This is a genomic window from Neisseria dentiae, assembly GCF_024580525.1.
Taxonomy (GTDB): Bacteria; Pseudomonadota; Gammaproteobacteria; order Burkholderiales; family Neisseriaceae; genus Neisseria; species Neisseria dentiae_A.
Genome location: NZ_JANIKQ010000004.1, coordinates 16,275 through 36,553 on the forward strand (window position 1 = coordinate 16,275; position 20,279 = coordinate 36,553).

The 20,279-nt window shown below is 55.1% G+C and carries 20 protein-coding genes; 16 read left to right on the forward strand and 4 right to left on the reverse strand.

Annotated elements, in window-relative coordinates:
• The first annotated feature begins 10 nt into the window (after positions 1-10).
• The 5 genes from NQ012_RS03690 to NQ012_RS03710 all read left to right on the forward strand — a co-directional run bounded on the left by NQ012_RS03690 (position 11) and on the right by NQ012_RS03710 (position 7,555).
• Positions 11-3,280 (forward strand): efflux RND transporter permease subunit, encoded by a 3,270-nt coding sequence (locus NQ012_RS03690; RefSeq protein ID WP_257066236.1) that lies wholly within the window; start codon positions 11-13, stop codon positions 3,278-3,280.
• 2 nt (positions 3,281-3,282) lie between these two features.
• Complete coding sequence (locus tag NQ012_RS03695; RefSeq protein WP_257066238.1) at positions 3,283-4,722, forward strand: efflux transporter outer membrane subunit; 1,440 nt, start codon at positions 3,283-3,285, stop codon at positions 4,720-4,722.
• A gap of 141 nt (positions 4,723-4,863) precedes the next feature.
• A complete protein-coding gene (locus tag NQ012_RS03700) occupies positions 4,864-5,193 on the forward strand; it encodes an ArsR/SmtB family transcription factor (protein ID WP_257066239.1) in 330 nt (109 codons plus the stop codon).
• A 151-nt stretch (positions 5,194-5,344) separates the two neighbouring features.
• Positions 5,345-6,388 carry an LLM class oxidoreductase gene (locus NQ012_RS03705; RefSeq protein WP_257066240.1) on the forward strand — a complete coding sequence of 348 codons (1,044 nt, stop codon included), beginning with the start codon at positions 5,345-5,347 and terminating at the stop codon, positions 6,386-6,388.
• 102 nt (positions 6,389-6,490) lie between these two features.
• Complete coding sequence (locus NQ012_RS03710) at positions 6,491-7,555, forward strand: NADH:flavin oxidoreductase/NADH oxidase (RefSeq protein ID WP_257066241.1); 1,065 nt, start codon at positions 6,491-6,493, stop codon at positions 7,553-7,555.
• Positions 7,556-7,597: 42 nt separating this feature from the next.
• Here the strand turns inward: NQ012_RS03710 and NQ012_RS03715 are convergent, their stop codons facing one another.
• Entirely contained in the window at positions 7,598-8,158 is a 561-nt protein-coding gene (locus NQ012_RS03715; RefSeq protein WP_257066242.1) for a TetR/AcrR family transcriptional regulator, read from the reverse strand.
• A 176-nt stretch (positions 8,159-8,334) separates the two neighbouring features.
• Here NQ012_RS03715 and NQ012_RS03720 point away from each other — a divergent pair, with 176 nt between their 5' ends.
• The 9 genes from NQ012_RS03720 to NQ012_RS03760 all read left to right on the forward strand — a co-directional run bounded on the left by NQ012_RS03720 (position 8,335) and on the right by NQ012_RS03760 (position 15,284).
• On the forward strand, positions 8,335-9,027 hold the full coding sequence (locus NQ012_RS03720; protein ID WP_257066243.1) for a metal-dependent hydrolase: 693 nt from the start codon (positions 8,335-8,337) through the stop codon (positions 9,025-9,027).
• A 167-nt stretch (positions 9,028-9,194) separates the two neighbouring features.
• Positions 9,195-9,650 carry an HvfX family Cu-binding RiPP maturation protein gene (locus NQ012_RS03725; RefSeq protein WP_257066244.1) on the forward strand — a complete coding sequence of 152 codons (456 nt, stop codon included), beginning with the start codon at positions 9,195-9,197 and terminating at the stop codon, positions 9,648-9,650.
• Positions 9,651-9,735: 85 nt separating this feature from the next.
• Complete coding sequence (locus NQ012_RS03730) at positions 9,736-10,002, forward strand: HvfA family oxazolone/thioamide-modified RiPP metallophore (protein ID WP_257066246.1); 267 nt, start codon at positions 9,736-9,738, stop codon at positions 10,000-10,002.
• A 106-nt stretch (positions 10,003-10,108) separates the two neighbouring features.
• Entirely contained in the window at positions 10,109-10,402 is a 294-nt protein-coding gene (locus NQ012_RS03735) for an HvfA family oxazolone/thioamide-modified RiPP metallophore (protein ID WP_257066247.1), read from the forward strand.
• Between the two features lie 86 nt (positions 10,403-10,488).
• Positions 10,489-11,340: an HvfB family MNIO-type RiPP peptide maturase gene (locus NQ012_RS03740; RefSeq protein ID WP_257066249.1), complete on the forward strand. Its 852-nt coding sequence runs from the start codon at positions 10,489-10,491 to the stop codon at positions 11,338-11,340.
• A complete protein-coding gene (locus NQ012_RS03745) occupies positions 11,327-12,049 on the forward strand; it encodes an HvfC family RiPP maturation protein (protein ID WP_257066250.1) in 723 nt (240 codons plus the stop codon). The genes NQ012_RS03740 and NQ012_RS03745 overlap by 14 nt, the downstream gene beginning before the upstream one ends.
• Positions 12,050-12,052: 3 nt before the next feature.
• Positions 12,053-12,646 (forward strand): sigma-70 family RNA polymerase sigma factor, encoded by a 594-nt coding sequence (locus NQ012_RS03750; protein WP_257066251.1) that lies wholly within the window; start codon positions 12,053-12,055, stop codon positions 12,644-12,646.
• A gap of 9 nt (positions 12,647-12,655) precedes the next feature.
• On the forward strand, positions 12,656-12,832 hold the full coding sequence (locus NQ012_RS03755; protein WP_085365099.1) for a zf-HC2 domain-containing protein: 177 nt from the start codon (positions 12,656-12,658) through the stop codon (positions 12,830-12,832).
• 349 nt (positions 12,833-13,181) lie between these two features.
• Positions 13,182-15,284 (forward strand): TonB-dependent siderophore receptor, encoded by a 2,103-nt coding sequence (locus NQ012_RS03760; RefSeq protein WP_306440792.1) that lies wholly within the window; start codon positions 13,182-13,184, stop codon positions 15,282-15,284.
• Between the two features lie 218 nt (positions 15,285-15,502).
• On the opposite strand, the gene NQ012_RS03765 is transcribed toward NQ012_RS03760, so the two are convergent.
• Positions 15,503-16,279, reverse strand: coding sequence for a ferredoxin--NADP reductase (locus NQ012_RS03765; protein WP_257066253.1), 777 nt, complete (start codon positions 16,277-16,279; stop codon positions 15,503-15,505).
• A gap of 366 nt (positions 16,280-16,645) precedes the next feature.
• On the opposite strand from NQ012_RS03765, the gene lspA reads away from it, so the two are divergent.
• A complete protein-coding gene (gene lspA, locus NQ012_RS03770; protein WP_257066255.1) occupies positions 16,646-17,158 on the forward strand; it encodes a signal peptidase II in 513 nt (170 codons plus the stop codon).
• A 28-nt stretch (positions 17,159-17,186) separates the two neighbouring features.
• Positions 17,187-18,125, forward strand: a complete 939-nt coding sequence (gene ispH, locus NQ012_RS03775; RefSeq protein WP_257066257.1) for a 4-hydroxy-3-methylbut-2-enyl diphosphate reductase — start codon at positions 17,187-17,189, stop codon at positions 18,123-18,125.
• A 145-nt stretch (positions 18,126-18,270) separates the two neighbouring features.
• Here ispH and tsaD read toward each other — a convergent pair whose 3' ends face one another.
• Together tsaD and metF are read right to left on the reverse strand one after the other, a co-directional pair.
• Complete coding sequence (gene tsaD / locus NQ012_RS03780) at positions 18,271-19,335, reverse strand: tRNA (adenosine(37)-N6)-threonylcarbamoyltransferase complex transferase subunit TsaD (protein ID WP_257066381.1); 1,065 nt, start codon at positions 19,333-19,335, stop codon at positions 18,271-18,273.
• A gap of 77 nt (positions 19,336-19,412) precedes the next feature.
• A complete protein-coding gene (gene metF / locus NQ012_RS03785) occupies positions 19,413-20,258 on the reverse strand; it encodes a methylenetetrahydrofolate reductase [NAD(P)H] (RefSeq protein WP_257066259.1) in 846 nt (281 codons plus the stop codon).
• Between the last annotated feature and the right edge of the window lie 21 nt (positions 20,259-20,279).

The window sequence follows — 20,279 nt, forward strand, 5'->3', positions numbered from 1 at the left end:
GAAGCGACACATGGCTAAATTTTTTATCGACCGCCCGATTTTTGCCTGGGTAATCGCGATTTTCGTGATTATCGCAGGTGTTGTGGGCATCAGAAGCCTGCCGGTTTCCCAATATCCTTCCGTGGGCGCACCTACCATCACGCTGGCGGCCACCTATCCGGGTGCATCGGCACAGGTGATGGAAGACAGCGTGCTGGCCGTTATCGAGCGCAATATGAACGGTGTGGAAGGCTTGGACTATATGACCACCAACGCCACGTCCAGCGGCGGCGGCACGGTCAGCCTGACCTTTACCCCCGAAACAGACGAGGATATGGCGCAGGTTGAAGTGCAGAACAAGCTTTCCGAAGTAACGGCGCTGTTGCCCGCAACCGTGCAGCAAAACGGTGTAACCGTATCCAAATCGCGATCCAACTTCCTGATGGTGTTGATGATGTCGTCCGACACCATGGACACGGAAGAAATCGCCGACTATGTGGAACGCAACATCAAGCCGGAAATCCAGCGTGTGGAAGGTGTGGGCGAAGCCCGCCTGTTCGGCTCGCAACGTGCCATGCGCGTGTGGGTTGATCCGAAAAAACTGCAAAACTACAACCTTTCTTTTGCCGACGTATCTTCTGCCATCAGTGCCCAAAACGCCCAGCTTTCCGTAGGCACGATGGGCGATCTGCCTGCCGTACAGGGGCAGACTATTGCCGCCACCATTGTGGCGCAAGGCCAGATGAGCAAGCCCGAAGAGTTCGGCAACATCGTTTTGCGCTCCAGCACCGACGGTGCCAACGTTTATCTGAAAGACGTGGCCAAAATCGCTTTGGGCAGCCAGGATTATGCAACCGGCACGCGCTTGAACGGCAAGCCTTCGGTGGGTATGGCGGTGATGCTGTCCAACAGCGGTAACGCCGTGGCGACGGCTGCTGCCGTGCGTGAAAAAATGGATCAGTTGCAGCGTTATTTCCCCAACGATATGAAATGGTCGGTGCCTTACGATACGTCTAAGTTCGTGAACATTTCGATTGAGAAAGTGGTGCACACACTGATCGAAGCCATCGTGCTGGTGTTTGTCGTGATGTTCCTGTTTTTGCAGAATATCCGCTATACGCTGATTCCCACTATCGTGGTGCCGATTTCGCTGCTGGGTGCGTTTGCCTCGATTTGGTATTTGGGCATGTCGATTAACGTGCTGACCATGTTTGCGATGGTGCTGGTAATCGGTATCGTGGTGGACGATGCGATTGTGGTAGTGGAAAACGTCGAACGGATTATGGCCGAAGAAGGGCTGCCGCCGGTGGAGGCTACTAAAAAGGCCATGAGCCAGATTTCCGGTGCGGTAATCGGTATTACCGCCGTGCTGATTTCAGTGTTTATTCCGCTGGCAATGTTCAGCGGCGCCACCGGTAATATTTACCGCCAGTTTGCCGTAACCATGGCGATTGCGATTGCTTTCTCGGCATTTTTCGCCCTCACGCTCACGCCCGCTTTGTGCGCTTCCATGCTCAAGGCCATTCCCAAAGGACATCACGAAGAGAAAAAGGGCTTTTTCGGCTGGTTCAACCGCAAATTTTCAGACGGCACCCACCGTTACGAAGGCTGGGTGGCCAAGCTGTTGCGCAAATCCGCCCGCATGATGGTGGTGTATGTGGCGCTGGCCGCCGTGGCCGGTTTGCTGTTTGTGCGCATTCCCACATCTTTCCTGCCGACTGAAGACCAAGGCAGCCTGATGATGATGGTGCAGCTGCCTTCAGGCGCTACCAAAGAGCGTACCGATGCCACTTTGGCCGTTGCCAACCAAGTGATTACCTCCATGCCCGAAGTGGAAAACTTTATCGGCGTGTCGGGTTTCAGCTTTGCCGGTTCCGGTCAGAATATGGGTTTCGGTTTCGTAACCCTGAAAGATTGGAACGAGCGCAAAGCCGCAGGCAGCGATGCTGCTTCGGTGGCCGGTAAGATTACCGGTGCGCTGATGGGCAGCGTGCGCGACGGTTTTGCGATCGTGATGAACCCGCCCGCCATTATGGAATTGGGCACCAGCTCCGGTTTTGAAATGTATCTGCAAGACCGCAACAACAGCGGCCACGAAGCGTTGTTGGCCAAACGTAACGAGTTGATCGGCAAAATGCGCCAAAATCCGATGTTTGATGCCAGCAATGTGCGTGCGTCGGGTTTGGAGGATGCCCCGCAGTTGAAGATTGAAATCGACCGTCAGGCCGCTGCCGCGCAGGGTATTGATTTTTCCAGCATCAAAACCGTTTTGGGTACGGCGTTGGGTTCTTCTTATATAAACGACTTCCCCAATAACGGCCGCTTGCAGCGGGTGATTGTTCAGGCCGATGCCGCCGCGCGTATGCAGCCTGCCGATATTCTTGCGCTGCCCGTGCCCAACAGCAATGGCGTAGCGGTGCCGCTTTCCACCATTGCCACCGCATCTTGGCAAAACGGTATGGAGCAGAGCGTGCGCTTCAACGGCTATCCCGCCATGCAGATTTCGGGCGCAGCAGCTACAGGCTATTCTTCGGGCGAAGTGATGGCCGAAGTGCAGAAAATGGTAGACGAAATGCCCGGCTACAGTTTGGAGTGGGGTGGCCAGTCGCGCGAAGAAGCCAAAGGCAGCTCGCAAACTTATATTTTGTATGGTTTTGCCATTTTGGCCGTGTTCCTCGTGTTGGCGGCTCTGTATGAAAGCTGGTCGATTCCGCTGGCTGTAATTTTGGTGGTGCCGCTGGGTTTCTTGGGTGTGGTGCTGGGTGTAAGTGGCCGTAACCTTACTGGCAATCTGTTCGGTATGCCCGCACAATACCTCAACGATATCTACTTCCAAGTCGGCCTGATTACCGTTATCGGATTGAGTGCGAAAAACGCCATTCTGATTATCGAGTTTGCCAAAGACCTACAAGCACAGGGCAAGAGTGCGCTAGAGGCAGCATTGGCTGCCGCCCACCTGCGCTTCCGTCCGATTATCATGACATCGTTTGCCTTTATCTTGGGCGTGGTGCCTCTGTATATCGCATCGGGTGCCAGCTCGGCCAGCCAGCGCGCCATCGGCACGACAGTGTTGTGGGGTATGCTGATCGGCACGATATTGGCCGTGTTCCTGGTGCCGATTTTCTATGTGGTGGTGCGTAAGTTTTTTAAAGATACGCCGCGCCAGCAGGAACGGGCTAAACTTCAGGCCGCCGAAGCCGGCATGACGCCCGATTTGGTAGATAAATATGTGGCCGATGCCGAAGAGGGCGCACATCTGACCGAAGAAGAAAAACGTGCCCTGCATGACAATAAGGATTAAGCATGAAACAAGCAAAATTCAAACCCGCATTAAGTGCCGTGGCCGCCGCTTTGGTATTATCGGCCTGCGCCATGATTCCGAAATACGAACAGCCGCAGGTAAGCGTGCCCGAGAATTTCAAATACGACACCTATCCCGGCACCGGTATTCAGGCGGCCTCTTTGGGCTGGCAGGATTATTTTGCCGACCCGCGCCTGCACCGTTTGATTGAAATCGCGTTGGCGCGCAACACCGATTTGCGCAGTGCCGCACTTAATGCCGAAGCCTTGCGCAAGCAGTATATGATTCAGCGTGCCGATCTGCTGCCCGGCATCAATGCCACCGGCAGCGGTTCGCGCGGCAGAACGGCGGCCGATTTGAGCAGTACCGGTCAGTCGTCTGTATCATCGGCTTACAATGTCGGCTTGGGCGTTACCTCTTATGAAATCGACCTGTTCGGCAAAGTGCGCAGCAACACCGAAGCCGCTTTGCAAAGCTATTTCAACAGCGCCGCCACCCGCGATGCCACCCACCTTTCTTTGGTGGCTTCGGTGGCGAAAGCTTATTTCAACGAACTTTATGCCGCAGAGAGCATGAAGCTGGCGCAAAACGTGTTGAAAACCCGCGAGCAAACCTATAAGCTCACTCAATTGAAACACAAAGCGGGCGTGGTTTCCGCCGTTGATTTGCGCCAGCAGGAAGCCCTGATTGAATCGGCCAAAGCCGACTATGCCGATGCCGTGAAATCCAAAGAGCAGGCGGCAAATGCGTTGGCCGTGCTGATTAACCAGCCGCTTCCGGCCGATTTGCCGGCCGGGTTGCCGTTGAACAAACAGTTCAAAATCAGCCAATTGCCAGCAGGATTAAGTTCCGAAGTGATGCTCAACCGGCCCGACATCCGCGCAGCGGAGCATTCGCTCAAACAGGCCAACGCCAATATCGGTGCGGCGCGTGCGGCGTTTTTCCCCAGCATCAGCCTTACCAGCACCATCGGCACAGGCTCTACCGAATTGAGCGGTTTGTTTAAGGGCGGCAACGGCACATGGTCGTTCGCGCCCAGCATCAATCTGCCGATTTTCAACTGGGGCAGCAACAAAGCCAACCTCGATGCTGCGAAAATCCGCCAGCAGATTCAGGTAGTGAACTACGAAGCCGCCGTACAGTCGGCTTTTCAAGACGTAGCCAACGCTTTGGTTGCCCGCGAGCAGTTGGATAAAAGTAATGCCGCTTTAACCAAGCAGAGCAGGGCTTATGCCGACTCGCTGCGCCTGATTAATTTGCGCTACCGCCACGGCGTATCCAGCGCGCTTGATTTGCTCGACGCCGAGCGCAGCAGCTACAGCGCCGATACCGCGCTGTTGGCCAACCAGCTCACCCGTTTGGAAAATCTCGCCGACCTGTATAAAGCCCTCGGCGGCGGTTTGAAGCGTTACACCCAAAACGATGAGGCCGCCCGGCAATAATGTTTGATTAAACAAAGGCCGTCTGAAAATAAAAGCTTACATCAGGCTTAATGTTTTCAGACGGCCTTTTTTATTGCTTTCTATTTACAAATCTAAAAAACTAGATATAATAGCCGCCATACACACAACCCGCACCATACCATGAACATCATCGAAATCTTAAAAGCCTTATCCAACGAACACCGTTACCAAATGCTGCAATGGCTGAAAACCCCCTACAATCATTTTCCTGCCGAGCGTTTGAACAACCAAGAAATGCTGCAAGCCTCGGGCGAAGCGTTCGACGGTTGGGTGTGCGTGGGCATGATAACCGAAAAATCAGGCTTGGCGCAGTCGGTGGTGTCGGGTTATTTGAGCACCTTAAAGCAGGCCGGGCTGATCGAAAGCCGGCGGGTGGGCAAATGGACTTATTACCGCTATCTGCCGCAAGGCGTGGCCGCATTAATCGAAGCCCTGCAAACAAACTTGTAACTTGGATTCAGCGGTTCGCGGCGGCCGGTTTTGCCGCGCATCGTAAACGGTTTCGCTGTCCGCAGCGATTTTTAAACAGATTTAATATCTAAATTTTTAGATATATGGAATACAGAAATTTTCTATTGGCAAACTGAAAGGAGTCATCACCATGAAAACCCAACTGCCCAATCTTTCCGTGTTAAACCAAGACAACAGCAGCTTGTTTGAACAAGCTGCCGCCGCGCCGCTTTCAGACGGCCTCAAACTGCCTGAAACCTTGGCGCAGCACCCCGCCTTTTCGCGCGTGTTCCAAGCGGGCAAACTCACTTTCGGTCTGATTGCGCCGTTCAAAGGCTATGCCGACAGCCCCTTCCCCGAGCTGCACGACTTTGCCGAGCTGGCGCAGGCGGCGGATAATGGCGGATTTGCCGCGCTGTGGTTGCGTGACGTGCCGTTTTACGACCCCGCTTTCGGCGATACCGGCCAGATTTACGATCCCTTCGTTACCGCCGGTTATCTTGCCGCGCTGACCCGCCGTATCGCCATCGGCACAGCCGGCATTGTTACCCCGCTGCGCGAACCGCTGCACGTGGCCAAAGCCGCCGCCAGCATCGACGTACTTTCAGACGGCCGTTTTCTGCTCGGTATGTCCAGCGGCGACAGGCCGGTGGAATACCCCGCTTTTGCACAAAATTTCGACAACCGAGCCGAACGCTTCCGCGAAGCCTGGGATTTGATCGACACCGCCACCCGCGAATCTTTCCCACGCCGCAGCAGCGAACATTACGGCAACCTGAGCGGCAACATCGATATGCTGCCCAAGCCGCAAAGCGTGCTGCCGAAAATCGCCATCGGCCGCGCCCGGCAGGATTTGGCCTGGCTCGCCAACACACCTGATGCATGGATTTGGCACGGCGTCGATCCACAGCAAGTCGGCAAAATCATTAATACCATCAACGAATTGGGCGACGGCCAAACTTGGAAACCGTTCGGCTATGCCAATTTTGTTGAACTGACCGACAACCCTAACGAACCGGCCAAGCTCTACAACAACATCTTTTTGCGCGGCGGCGCGCACGGCTTGGCGGAATACTGGCAAGCGCAGCGCGAACAAGGCTTGGCGCATGTGACCATTAACCTCAAGCCCACCCGCCGCCCGGCCAAAGAGGTGTTGCAGGAATTGAGCGAAACCGTGCTGCCTGCATTTGTGTAAACCATAGGCCGTCTGAAAGCCGTTTGAGACCTGATTCGATTTTTCAGACGGCTTATTAAGCGTATGATACTAATTTGTTAATAAGTGAATAAGGAAATCAAAATGGCCAAATTCCGTTACCTCAACACCCCGTTTGCCATCAAAAACCTCGAACTGAAAAACCGCTTGGTGATGCCGCCGATGTGCCAATATCAGGCTACCGACGGCGTGCCGAACGACTGGCATTATGTGCACTATGTTTCGCGTGCCGTCGGCGGCGTTGGCCTGATTATTGTGGAGATGACCAATGTCGCGCCCAACGGCCGCATTTCGCCCAACTGTTTGGGCTTGTGGAATGACGAACAGCGCGATGCATTTAAGAAAATCGTCGATGCCGTACACGCGCGCGGCAGCAAGATTGCCATTCAAATCGCTCACGCCGGCCGCAAAGCGCAGGATTGCGCCGATGCGGTGGCGCCGTCGGCAATTCATTATGGCAGCCTGGATTTTCCCGGCCAGAATCTCATCACCCCGCGTGCGCTTTCCCACGAAGAAGTCGGCGAGATTGTGCAGGCGTTTCAGGATGCCGTGCGCCGCGCGGTGGAAGCCGGTTTCGATGCCATCGAGTTGCACGGCGCACACGGCTATTTGATCCACCAGTTCCACGCGCCGAAAAGCAACACACGCGACGATGAATACGGCGAAAACAAATTTTTGTTCGGCGAGCAGGTGATTGCCGCCGCCAAAGCGGTGATGCCGTCTGAAATGCCTTTGCTGGTGCGTATTTCCGCGCAGGAATACGGCGCAAACGGCTATGACCTCGCCTACGGTTGCGAAGTCGCCAAACGTTATGCGGCGGCAGGCGCGGATGTGATGGACGTGAGCGGCGGCGGCGACGGTGTGCTTGATCCGGCGCATACACCGCCGATGACTGCCGGTTACCAAGTGCATCTGGCCGATGCGGTGAAAAAAGCCACCGGCCTGCCGGTGATTGCCGTCGGCCTGCTGGATGATCCCGCCGTGGCCGATTATGTGCTGGGCAGCGGCGCCGCCGATCTGGTGGCCGTCGGCCGCGGCCTGCTGCGCGACCCGTATTGGCTGTTAAACGCGCAATACCGCCAAACCGCCGCCGATGCCGCACCGGTGCAGTTTGTGCCCGATTCATATCGGCGCGGCTTCGGCGTGTAGGCTAATATCGGTTTGAAATGAACCAAGCGTTTCATCGCTGTCTCATTTCACGTTGAGCCATTCAAATAACTCCCGCAACAGCCCGAAAGTTTCGTCCACTTCGGGCTGTTTTTCCTGCTCCAGCCAATAGCGCGTGTTCGCCATCGCCAGCGCGGCATACATGGCGGCCTGATAGCGGCGCGCTTCGGGTTTTTGTTCGGGTCGGTGGGTTTCGGCGTGGCGGACAAAGGCGTTTTGCAGGATTTCCTGCATGTCGCGGTAGAGGTGCAGACGTTTGGTTTCCACCTGCCACAAGGCCAGTACTTCGCGGCGGTGTTGGTATAGTTGCGGCATAGTTTCATTTAAAAACGGCCCCAAATGCTCGGTAGCAAAACGCTCGGCCACGCCTTGTGCATATTGTTCGCGGATTTCGGCAATCATGGCCGCCGCCAGGCTGCTTTTGCCCGAGTAGTATTTATAAAAAGTGGAGCGGTTCACCAATGCGGCATCGAGAATATCCTGCACGGCGATGTCTTTGAACGGTTTGTGCTGCAACACATCAATCAGCGCGTTGCGGATGGCGCGGTGGGTTTTGATGATGCGCGGGTCGGTATAGTCGGTCATGGTTTCGGAAACAATCGGAAAAGCCTTATTTTTGCTATTTTTGTTCGGATAAGCAAACAAAATGCTTAGAATGTATGTTTTTCCAAACGATAAAGTATTTTTGACGGTTTGCAGGCTGCCTGAAAATACCTAGAATCCGCGGCATTGATAAAACTGTTTAGTAAAGGAACATTAAGATGTATTTCGGCCATTTCGCCGTTGCCGCGGCGCTGAAAGCCCATAAACCCGACGTGCCCGCCTTGCCGCTGTTTATCGGCGCGGGGGTGATTGATATTGTTAACGGCCTGATGATTGTCGGCGGCGCCGACACCGTGCGCGGCAATTTGAACACGCTGCCGTATCTGTATTTCGATTTGGTGTTTATCGATTGGGATCATTCGCTGTTGATGGCGGCGGTGTGGTCGGCGCTGTTTGCGTGGATATGCAAGGCGTTTTACAAAAGCGGCAAAATCGCGTGGTTTGCCTTTCTCTGCTCGATGCTGCATTGGCTGGCCGACGTGCCGGTGCACAATGCCGATTTGGCGCTTTATCCTTATTCCGATATCAAATTCGGCTGGGGCTGGTGGGCGAAATACGGCGAATGGTCTTGGGGTATCGAAGTGGCGTTTATGGCGGTGCTGCTGGCCTATGCGTGGGTGAAATCCAAAGCGCAGGGCGTCAGCCTGACTTGGCAGGTGCTGTTTTTGAGTTTTACCGCCGCGAATATGTCGCCGTGGTTGTCGCCGATGAAACACGTTGCTACCTTGCCCGAACCGTGGGCGCATCTGATTCACGGTTTTCTGGTAACCGTCGGTTATGTGATTCCGCCGCTGATTTTGGCGTGGCTGTATGCGCGGCAGCGGAAAGATGTGAAATGGTATCGGGCTTGATTGAACACGGTTGGCTTGGCCAAGGCCGTCTGAAAACTTTCAGACGGCTTTTTGTTTTTATATTTTTCAAAATCTTATTAAAAAATATCGGCGAAAACGGCGGTGCAATGTAAGAAGCCGCCGCCTGCGCCGTCTACTCGGGCATAAATAATTTTTCAGGAACCATCATGAACCGCACAGCTTGTTTGAGCCGCTTTTCAGACACATGGGGCAAAGATGCCGCGCTTTTGGGTTTGCGCTTGTTTGCCGCTTATGAATTCTGGGAAGCGGGTATCGAAAAATGGAACGGCCAAAACTGGTTTGCCGATATTCAAAGCGCGTTTCCGTTTCCGTTCAATTTGTTTTCCGCCGGATTCAACTGGACGGCGGCAACGGGCATCGAGTTGGTGGCACCGTTGTTGCTGCTGTTCGGCCTGTTCGGGCGCGCCGGAGCGCTGATGCTGATGGCGCTAACGGCGGTGGCATGGGCGGCGGTGCACAGCGGCAACGGCTATAACGTGTGCGACAACGGCTACAAAATGGCGCTGATTTATCTGGTAGCGCTGCTGCCGTTGGTTTTGCAGGGCATGGGCCGTTTTTCGCTGGACTATCTGCTTTTCGGCCGGCGCAATAAGGCCGTCTGAAACGGTTAAGTGCCGTTTTATCCGGCAGAGATTTTATTCTTTATTGGTTTTATCCCCTCTATATGTTTGAAAGGAAAAAAGAAATATGAAAACCACTTCTACTTTGATGGCATTGGCCGGCGCACTGGTTTTGGCGGGCTGCCAGGTCGAGCCTGCGCAATCTTCTTCGCCGGAAGTGTCGGTGCAGCAGAAAGCGGGCGAGGGCAAGTGCGGCGAAGGCAAATGCGGCGCGGCTTCCCAAGCGGGCAAGGCTGCCGAAGGTAAGTGCGGCGAGGGCAAATGCGGCGCAGCTTCCCAAGCGGGCAAGGCTGCCGAAGGCAAATGCGGCGAAGGCAAGTGCGGCAGCAAATAATGTGATGCCGGTTTGAAAAGGCTGCCAGGCATTTTCAGACGGCCTCATGTGTTCAACTTCATTTTCAATACTTGTTAATTTTCAATACTTTTTAAAAGGAAACATCATGAAAAAATCTTCTTCCCTGATTGCATTGGCCGGTGCGCTGGCATTGTTGGGCGGACAGGCAATGGCGGAAACCAAACAGCCCGCCGCAGCCAAAACCGTGAAAACCGCTGTTAAAAAAGCGCAGGAAGGCGCTTGCGGCGAGGGCAAATGCGGCGCGTCGGCCGGCAAGAAATCTGCCGGTAAAGCGGGCGAAGGCAAGTGCGGCGAAGGCAAGTGTGGGGCTTCGGCAAAAAAGAAACCCGCCAAAGCCGCCGAAGGTAAATGCGGCGAAGGCAAGTGCGGTAGCAAATAAGCGCTTGAGGCCGTCTGAAAAGGTTTGCCGTTTTCAGACGGCCTTTTCGCCCCGTATGGTTGGAACAGTATGATAAAGGAGATGGAATGAATACCTTGCACGGCGCCGGTTTGGGCTACAAACGCAGCATGGCTGCCGATTTCTTGCAGCTTGACCGCAACAACAGCCCGATCCGTTTCATTGAAATCGCCCCCGAAAACTGGTTGAGAATGGGCGGCGCGGCACGCAAGCAGTTTGATGAAGTGGCCGAACGCTTTCCCGTTGCCTGCCACGGCCTGTCGCTGTCGCTGGGCGGGCAAGACCCGTTGCAGCTTGATTTTCTCAAACAAATCAAAGCATTTTTGCGGCAATACCGCATCGGCTTTTTTTCGGAGCATTTGAGCTATTGCAGCCACCACGGCCATATTTACGACCTGCTGCCGCTGCCGTTTACCGAAGAGTCGGTGCGCCACACCGCCGCGCGCATCCGGGCGGTGCAGGATATTCTTGAAATGCGCATCGCCGTGGAAAACACTTCATATTACGCCCACAACCCGATTGCCGAGATGGACGAAGCCGAGTTTCTCAACGCCGTGGTGCGCGAGGCCGACTGCGACATCCATCTGGACATCAACAATATCTACGTTAACGCCGTCAACCACGGCATCGTCGCCCCGCGCGACTACATCGACCGCACCGATTTGGCGCGCGTCAGCTATATGCACATGGCCGGCCACGACGAAGAAACCGAAAACCTGCTCATCGACACCCACGGCCAGCCCGTGTGCGATGACGTGTGGGATTTGTTTGCCTATGCCTGCCGCCGCCTGCCGCACAGCGTGCCCACCTTGCTGGAGCGCGACAGCAACTTCCCGCCGTTTGCCGAGCTGGAAGCCGAAGTCGCCCGCATCGCCGCCATCCAACAACAAGCAGAAAAGGAACGCCATGCAGCCGCATAACCCCAGCCCCTCCGCCCGCGCGCAGGCCGAGCTGGCCGACCATGTGCGCAACCCCGCACTGCCCGCGCCTGCCGGCATCGCCCCCGAGCGCCTGGTCGTGTACACCCGCCTGGTGCGCAACAATTTGAAAAGCTTTCTCGACCTCTGTTTCAGCGACAGCAGCCTCATGCTTGACCCCACGCAATGGCAGGGCTGGCAGAACCGCTTTCTGATCGAAGCGCGCCCCGAATCGCCGTTTTTCAACGATATTCCCGCGCAATTTCTCGCCTATCTCAACCGCCTGCCCGAACACGACAGGCCGTCTGAAAATATTCTGGCGATGATGGATTTCGAAACCGCGCTGCTGCACGCAGAAACCGCCCGACAACCCGATTCAGACGGCCGCTGGCACGAACACAGCGTGTTATCATGGGCGCCTGCCGCCCGCCTGCAACAATATCCCTGCGATTTCGTCAGCAGCGGTTTGGCGCAGATAAACGCTGGCGCGTGTCACGTTTTAAGCTGGCGCAACCGCCGCAACGAAGTGTATTACCGCATTGTGGAAGATACCGATTTGTTTTTACTGCAACATTTTCAAAGCCAAAACGACACCTTCGCCCGCCTGCTCGAAAGCCTGCAAAGCCTGCTGCCGGGGCAGGACATCGAAGGCCGTTTGAAAACGGCTGTAGGCGGCTGGGTGGAAGCCGGCGTTTTACTCACGGCGGAATAAATTATGGAAGCATTCACGCAAAAACTGGCCGCCATTCACCAAGATGTGCTGCGCTTTGCCAAAATCCAACTGCGCGATGACTATTTGGCCGAAGACATCGTGCAAGATACGCTGGTTGCTGCCATCGCCAAACACAGCCAGTTCCGCGGCGATGCCGGGCTGAAAACCTGGGTGTTGAGCATACTCAAAAACAAAATCGCCGATTACTTCCGCAGCCACAAATACACCGTCAGCCTTGAGAGCCTGCAAGAAGAAAACGACGCCATCGAACGCCACTACGACTACTGTTTCGACGAAAACGGCCATTGGCAGCTTGCCGACAGCCCGCAAAACTGGCAGCCCGCCCCCGAAGAAGCCGTTGCCCGGCAGGATTTTTTCCGCGCGCTCGAAAACTGCATGCAGAGCCTGCCGCAGGATACCGCCCGCATTTTCTATTTGCGCGAAGTGATGGGCTGGGATGTGGAAGAAATCTGCCGCGAATTTGCCATCAGCAAAGATAACTGCTACGTTATTTTGCACCGCGCCCGCAACGGCCTGCGCCGGTGCCTGCAACACTGCTGGTTCGACTCGGCCGAAGAAGAAGGCGCAGGGAAATAAGGAGGAAATATGTTGAAATGCAAAGAAGCCTGCGTATTGCTTTCGCAAAGCCAAGACCGCACACTCACTCCGCGCGAACGCCTTTCGGTGTGGGTGCATCTGGCAATTTGCCCGCATTGCCGCCGATACCGCAAGCAGTTGAAGTTTATCAGAAAAAATATTAAAAACTGGCAGGAGCGGGAATAGGGAGGGGCGGCCGGCTGGAAATTTTCGTGTTTGCCGGCAGGCCATACGGGTAGCGGTTTTTAAACGATAAAACCGCTGCTTTATTTTTGCTATTGTGAATCAATTTAAGAAAGATATGCACGCCATAATCGGATTAAGTCCAATTATGATAAATAATTACCATAAAAATAGTTTTATGGTATATTTTATTTTAAGTAACTGTATTTGAATATAAAAAAACAAAACTCGGTTCGGCGAAAGCCGAGCCGAATTTTTTATTGACATAAAATTATTCCTGCAATACTATATAAAAATGTAAATAATACTAATTCTTAATTAATTTATTTTAAGTGCGTAAACGAGGTGAAAAATGAAAAAAACGATGCTGGCCGTGTTAATCGGTAATGTGTTCATCGCGCCTGTATGGGCGGAAACGGAAGTGCAGAGCGTGGCGTTGGACAACGTGGTGGTCAAAGGCGACCGCCAAGGTGCCAAGGTCAAAACCAATGTGGTTACGCTGCAAGAAAAAGACGAAAGCACCGCAACCGATTTGCGCGGTCTGCTGCAAGAAGAGCCGGCCGTTGATTTCGGCGGCGGCAACGGCACTTCGCAGTTTTTAACGATTCGCGGAATGGGGCAGAACTCTGTTGACATCAAAGTGGACAATGCTTATTCCGACAGCCAGATTCTGTATCACCAAGGCCGTTTCATTATCGACCCGGCGTTGGTGAAAGTGGTATCGGTGCAGAAGGGTGCGGGTTCGGCCAGCGCGGGCATCGGCGCCACCAACGGCGCGATTGTTACCAAAACGGTTGATGCGGCAGACCTGCTCAAGGGTTTGGATAAAGACTGGGGCGTGCGCGTGAATGCCGGCTATTCCAGCAACACGGGCCATTCATACGGCACCAGCGTATTCGGTAAAGCCGGCAATTTCGACGGTTTGCTGTCTTACAGCCGCACCGATGAAGACGATTATAAGGCGGGCAAGGGCTATGCCAACCAATACGGCGGCAACACCGTGCTGAAAAGCGGTTTGGACAAACGCAGTTATTTGGCCAAACTCGGTGCGAACTTTAACAACCACCGCATTGTATTGAGCCATATGCAGGACCAACACAGGGGCGAGCGTTTTGTGCGGGAGGAATTCGGCTGGGAAACAACGAGAAGAGATAACGGCAGTATCGCATCGAACAGCCCGACTTACCGCGAAACCACACTTTCCAACACCAATTTGGAGTGGACGGCAACAGACTTGGGCTTTATCGATAAATTGGAAGCCAACGCATATTTAATGAAAAACAAGCGCTATTCTGCCGATGATTCCAACAACGGTTACGCAGGTATGGTTCCCGGGCCGACCACCACCGTTATTGAAACCAAAGGCGCCAACTTGGGTTTGGACAGCCGCATCGGCGGGCGCACGACATTGAAATACGGCGTCAACTACCGCCATCAAGAAATCGAGCCGCATGCGTTTCTTAACGGCCAATACAGCAACCCTAATAATGCAGCCGCCCAAGCCTTGGTTAGAAGCTACAATTTAACCAATCCGAAAAAAACCGATTCGGGCGTGTATGTGGAAGCGATTAACGACATCGGCGATTTCACCCTTACCGCAGGCTTGCGCTACGATTATTTCGACATCAAAACCCACGACGGCAAATCGGTTTCAGACGGCCGGCTCAACCCGAGTTTCGGTTTGATTTGGCAGCCGCTCGACACGCTCAGCTTCAGCGCCGTCCACAACTACGCCACCCGCAGCCCGCGCCTTTATGATGCATTGCTCAGCCACGGCCGGCGCGGAATTGTTTCCATTGCCGACGGCACCAAGGCCGAGCGTGCACGCAACACCGAAATCGGCTTTAACTACAATAACGGCACGTTTGCCGCCAACGGCAGCTATTTCTGGCAAACCATCAAGGATGCCATCGCCAACCCGCAGGACCGCCATGATGCGTCCGGCAACGCCATTGCAGGCATTCGTGAAACCACCAATGCCGGCTATATTAAAAACCGGGGTTACGAATTGGGCGCGTCTTACCGTACCGGCGGGCTGATTGTCAGGGCGGGCGTGGCGCACAGCAAGCCGCGTATTTACGACACGCACCCCGAAAAACTGTTAAGCGCCAACCCCGAGTTTGCCGTTCAAGTGGGGCGCACGTGGACCGCGTCGCTGGCCTACCGCTTTAACAAGCCCAATCTGGAAATAGGCTGGCAAAACCGCACCGTGCAGAAGGCTTCGGGTTCCGTTTTGGTGCGCGACCAAAATGGCAATGCCAGCCAGGTCGAGCGTAAGAGCTACAACGTGAATGATATTTTTGCCAACTGGAAGCCGCTGGGTAAAGACACTTTGAACGTGAACTTCGCAATCAATAACGTGTTCAACAAGTTTTATTATCCGCACAGCCAGAGGGGCGAAACCCTGCCGGGCATAGGCCGCGATTTCCGCTTGGCCGTAAACTATAAGTTTTAACCTGAAACCTTTATAACAAATCAGTTTGCGTCATGCTCGGGCTTGGCCCGAGCATCTTTTTGTTTCAAAAGGAATAACAGATACTCGGGTCAAGCCCGAGTATGACGAAACATAAATAAATTCAGGATTAAAACGTATTTGTACAAAAGTCTCAGGCCGTCTGAAAGCATCAAAATCTTTCAGACGGCCTTTGCGTTGGGTGTCAAGTGAAGCGGGGGTTAAAACCCGTTTTCCATCATAATCTGCCCCGGCACGCGGTTGCGGTGCATGGCGAAACCCATATCGAGCAGGGCTTGGAACGTGTCTTTTACCATCGCGGGGTTGCCGCAGATCATAAAGCGCGTGTTCTGCGGAGTGAACGGCTTGCCTGCGGCGGCGGCCAGTTCGCCGTTTTTCAGCAGCTCGGGCAGGCGTTTGTTTAGCGCGCCCGCCGCCTGCCCGCGGGTGAGCACGGGCAGGAAGGTGAGTTTGCGGAAATATTCGCCCACCAGCGGGTGGTTTTGCAAATCGGCGATGCGGCGGTTGAAAATCAGCTCGCCGGCATAGGAAACGGAGTGCGCCAGCACCAAGCTGTCGAAACGCTGCCAGATTTCGGGCTGTTCCAATATCGACAAAAACGGCGCGATACCCGAGCCGGTGCAGAGCATCACCAAATCTTTGCCGTCGGGGAAGCGTTCGGGCAGCAGAAAGCCGGTGGCGGTTTTGTCGAGCAGCACGGTGTCGCCGCTTTGCAGCACGGCGAGTTTGGCCGACATCGGGCCGTTTTCGATCAGCACGGCAAAATATTCGAGCGTGTCGGCATATTCGGCAGACATCACCGAATAGGCGCGCCAGATAAAACCGGCGCCGTCGCGGAAACCCAGCCGTGAAAACTGCCCGGCCGAGAAGCGGTAGCTTTCGGGGCGGGTGATGGCAAACGTCATCAGCTTGGGCGTGTGGTGTTCAACCCATAAAACGGTTTCTTCGGTGTATTTGGCTTCGGGGGCGGCGCTCATCGCAGTTCCTGGTGTGTGTTTCAGACGGCCTTAAGGTATTGGCAAAGTCTCGGCTTTACAGACGGTTTCGGATTATACCGAAAGGCCGTCTGAAAGATAATCGCCGCGCGTGTTTTAACAATGCTTAATGGTCAGTCCGCCTGCCTACTCCGTTACGGCGTTGCTGCGCCTTAGCTCAAAGAGAACGATTTTGTAAGCCGCTGAAGCGGCAACAGAATCGGTTTCGCACTATCTGTACTGCCTGCGGCTTGCTGCCTTGTGCCGAAGTAAGCGGATTGACCATGCCAACTGTTTCCTTATGCAAATTAAACCCGATAAGGTGCGATTCAGGTAAAATGCAGCCTTTGTTTTTAGCCGACAACACACATGACAGCCCAAAAACCTTCCAAAACCAAATATTGGCTTTTGATTGCCGCCGCCATCGTGCTCGACCAAATCACCAAAACCGCGGTGCTGAAAAACTTTGCGTTTGCCGAGCGTTTGAACGTGATTCCCGATTTTTTCGATTTAACGCTGGTTTACAATACCGGCGCGGCATTCAGCTTTCTGGCCGATGCGGGCGGCTGGCAGAAATACTTCTTTCTCGCACTGGCTGCGGTGATCAGTTTTTATCTTGCCCGCGCGATTGTGAAAGACGACTTCGGCGCATGGGGGAAGTGGGGCGCAGCCATGGTAATCGGCGGCGCTTTCGGCAATGTTATCGACCGCCTGATTCACGGCCATGTGGTGGATTTTCTGCTGTTTTACTGGCAAAACTGGTTTTATCCCGCGTTTAATGTTGCCGACAGCTTTATCTGCGTCGGCGCCGTTTTGCTGGTAATCGACGGCTTCAAGCACAAAAAAGAAAAAGCGGCAGGCGGCGAAGCTGAGGCCGTCTGAAAATCATTTATCCGACAAAGTACACATCATGACCGAGAAAACCATACTTTTAGCCAACCCGCGCGGTTTTTGCGCCGGTGTCGACCGCGCCATCAGCATCGTCGAGCGTGCCCTCGAAGAATTCGGTGCGCCGGTTTACGTGCGCCACGAAGTTGTGCACAACAAATTCGTGGTCGATAACCTGCGCGAAAAAGGCGCGGTTTTTATCGAAGATTTGGCCGACGTGCCCGCAGGCGCCACGCTGATTTATTCCGCCCACGGCGTATCCAAAGCCGTGCAGGAAGAAGCGGCCGAGCGTGGCTTTCAGGTGTTTGACGCCACCTGCCCGCTGGTTACCAAAGTACACAAAGAAGTGGCCCGCCTCGATGCGCAGGGCTACCAGATTATTATGATCGGCCATGCCGGCCACCCCGAAGTGGAAGGCACGATGGGGCAGCTTTCCGAAGGCAGCATGCTGCTGGTGGAAACCGTGGAAGACGTGGCCAAGCTCGAAGTGCGCGACACCGAAAAGCTCGCCCATGTGAGCCAAACCACCTTGTCGGTGGACGAAACCCGCGACATCATCGAAGCCCTGCAAGCACGCTTTCCGCATATCCGCGGCCCGCATAAGGAAGACATCTGCTACGCCACCACCAACCGCCAAGAAGCCGTGAAAGAGCTGGCGGCACAATGCGACATTGTGATCGTGGTCGGCTCGCCCAACTCTTCCAACAGCAACCGCCTGCGCGAAGTGGCCGCCCTGCGCGGCGTTGATGCCTATATGGTGGACAATGCAGGCGGCTTGAAACGCGAATGGTTCGAGGGCAAAAACAGCGTGGGCGTAACCGCCGGCGCATCTGCTCCCGAAGTGCTGGTGAAAGAAGTGATTGCCACGATTCAGAGCTGGGGGCACGAAACCGTGCGCGAAGGCGAGGGTGCGGAAGAGAGTATTGTGTTTGTGCTGCCCAAAGCATTGCGGAAAGAATAATTGCGGAAACGGTTTCGATATATCGGTATTTGCATAAACACAGGCCGTCTGAAAACTTTCAGACGGCCTGTGTTTATAAATCCATTTCGGTATTGCAAAACATTTACGTCATACTCGGGCTAAGCCCGAGTATAAGGCAGATATTTCAGCTTTTCACAATCTCCGCCAGCGGCCAGCGCGGTTTCACATCGAAGCCGCCCGCCGCCTGCGCGTTTTGCAGGCGCATGGCGCCGGCAAAGGCAATCATGGCGCCGTTGTCGGTGCAGTATTCCATCGGCGGAAAATACACGTTCACCGCTTCGGCGGGCGGTTTGGCGCGGCCTTTGGCGTGCGGTGGCTGCACGGTGAGTGCCGACAGGGTTTCGCGCAGCTTCCAGTTGGCGCCCACGCCGCCGGCCACCACCAGCGTGCGGAAACCTGTGTCGAGCAGGGCTTTTTGCGACTTGGCCGCCAGCACGTCCACTACTGCGTCTTGAAACGCGCGGCAGATGTCGTTGCGGGTTTGTTCGGGGATTTCGCCGCCGTTTTCCGCCCGCACTTTCTGCACGGCGGTTAACACGGCGGTTTTCAGGCCGGAAAAACTCATCTGCAAGTCGGGCGAATGTAGCATAGGGCGCGGAAATTCAAACGCATCGGGCGAGCCGAGTTTGGCCAGTTGCGACAGTTTGGCGCCGCCCGGATAAGGCAGGCCGAGCAGTTTGGCGGTTTTGTCGAACGCTTCGCCCGCCGCATCGTCAACACTTTCGCCCAAGAGCGTGTAGTCGCCGATGCCACGAACTGCCATAAACTGCGTATGCCCGCCGGAAACCAGCAGCGCCACAAACGGAAAGGCGGGTTTGTCGTCGGCCAGAAGCGGCGAGAGCAGGTGGCCTTCGAGATGGTGCACCGGCACTACGGGCTTGCCGAGCGCAAACGCCAGCGCGTTGGCGTAGCCCGAGCCGGCCAGCAGCGCGCCGCCCAAGCCGGGCCCCTGCGTGAACGCCACCGCGTCGATATCGGCGTAGCCTGCGCCCGCTTCCTGCAAGCAGCTTTGGGTGAGCGGCACCAGGCGGCGGATATGGTCGCGGCTGGCCAGCTCGGGCACCACGCCGCCGTATTCGGCGTGCATCGCCATCTGCGTGTGCAGGCGGTGTGCAAGCAGGCCGCGTTCGGTGTCATAAAGCGCAACGCCGGTTTCGTCGCACGAAGATTCTATTCCCAATACCAACATAATCATCAGGCCGTCTGAAAAGTAAAAGGCGGTATTTTAACGGATTTACGGCCGGCGTGGCTTGCCGTCGGCGCGCATCAGTAACCCAAACGCTGGCAGATCGTCGACACTAAACCGGCTTGGTTGAGGGTGTAGAAATGCAGGCTGGGCGCGCCTTCGCGCAGCAGGCGTTCGCACATATCGGTTACCACGTCGAGCGCCAGCGCTTTGATGGAAGCGGTGTCGTCGGCATACGATTGCAGCTTCAGCCGCAGCCAGCGGGGGATTTCGGCGCCGCAGGTGTCGGAAAAACGCGCCAGTTTGGAAAAGCTGGCAATCGGCATGATGCCGGGGATAATCGGGATGTCCACGCCGCGCCCGTGCACGTCGTCCACGAAGCGGAAATAGGCGTCGGCGTTGTAAAAATATTGGGTGATGGCCGAATCGGCGCCGGCTTTGGCTTTGCGCACGAAGTTGTTCAAATCGTCTTCCGCGCTGCGCGCCTGCGGGTGGTATTCGGGGTAGGCTGCCACTTCGATGTGGAAGTCGCTGCCGAACTCGGTTTTAATCAGCGAGACCAGTTCGTTGGCGTAACGCAGGCCGCCCAGCCCCACGCCCATGCCGGAGGGGATGTCGCCGCGCAGGGCGACGATGTGGCGCACGCCGAGGGATTTGTATTCGTTGAGCAGGTTGATGATTTCCTGCGGCTGCATACCCACGCAGGGCAGGTGGGGGGCGGCGGCCACGCCTTCGCTCAAGATATCTTGAATCGCCTGCATGGTGCCTTCTTTGGTGGAGCCACCCGCGCCGGAAGTACAGGAAAAGAATTCGGGGTCGAACTGGCTTAGCTGCTTGCGCGTAATCACTTGTTTGGCGCGGCCTTCGGGGGTGCGGGTGGGGAAAAATTCAAAACTCAGTTTTTTGCGTTGTTTGCTGCTTAACATGGTGCGGCCTTTTGGTTTTCG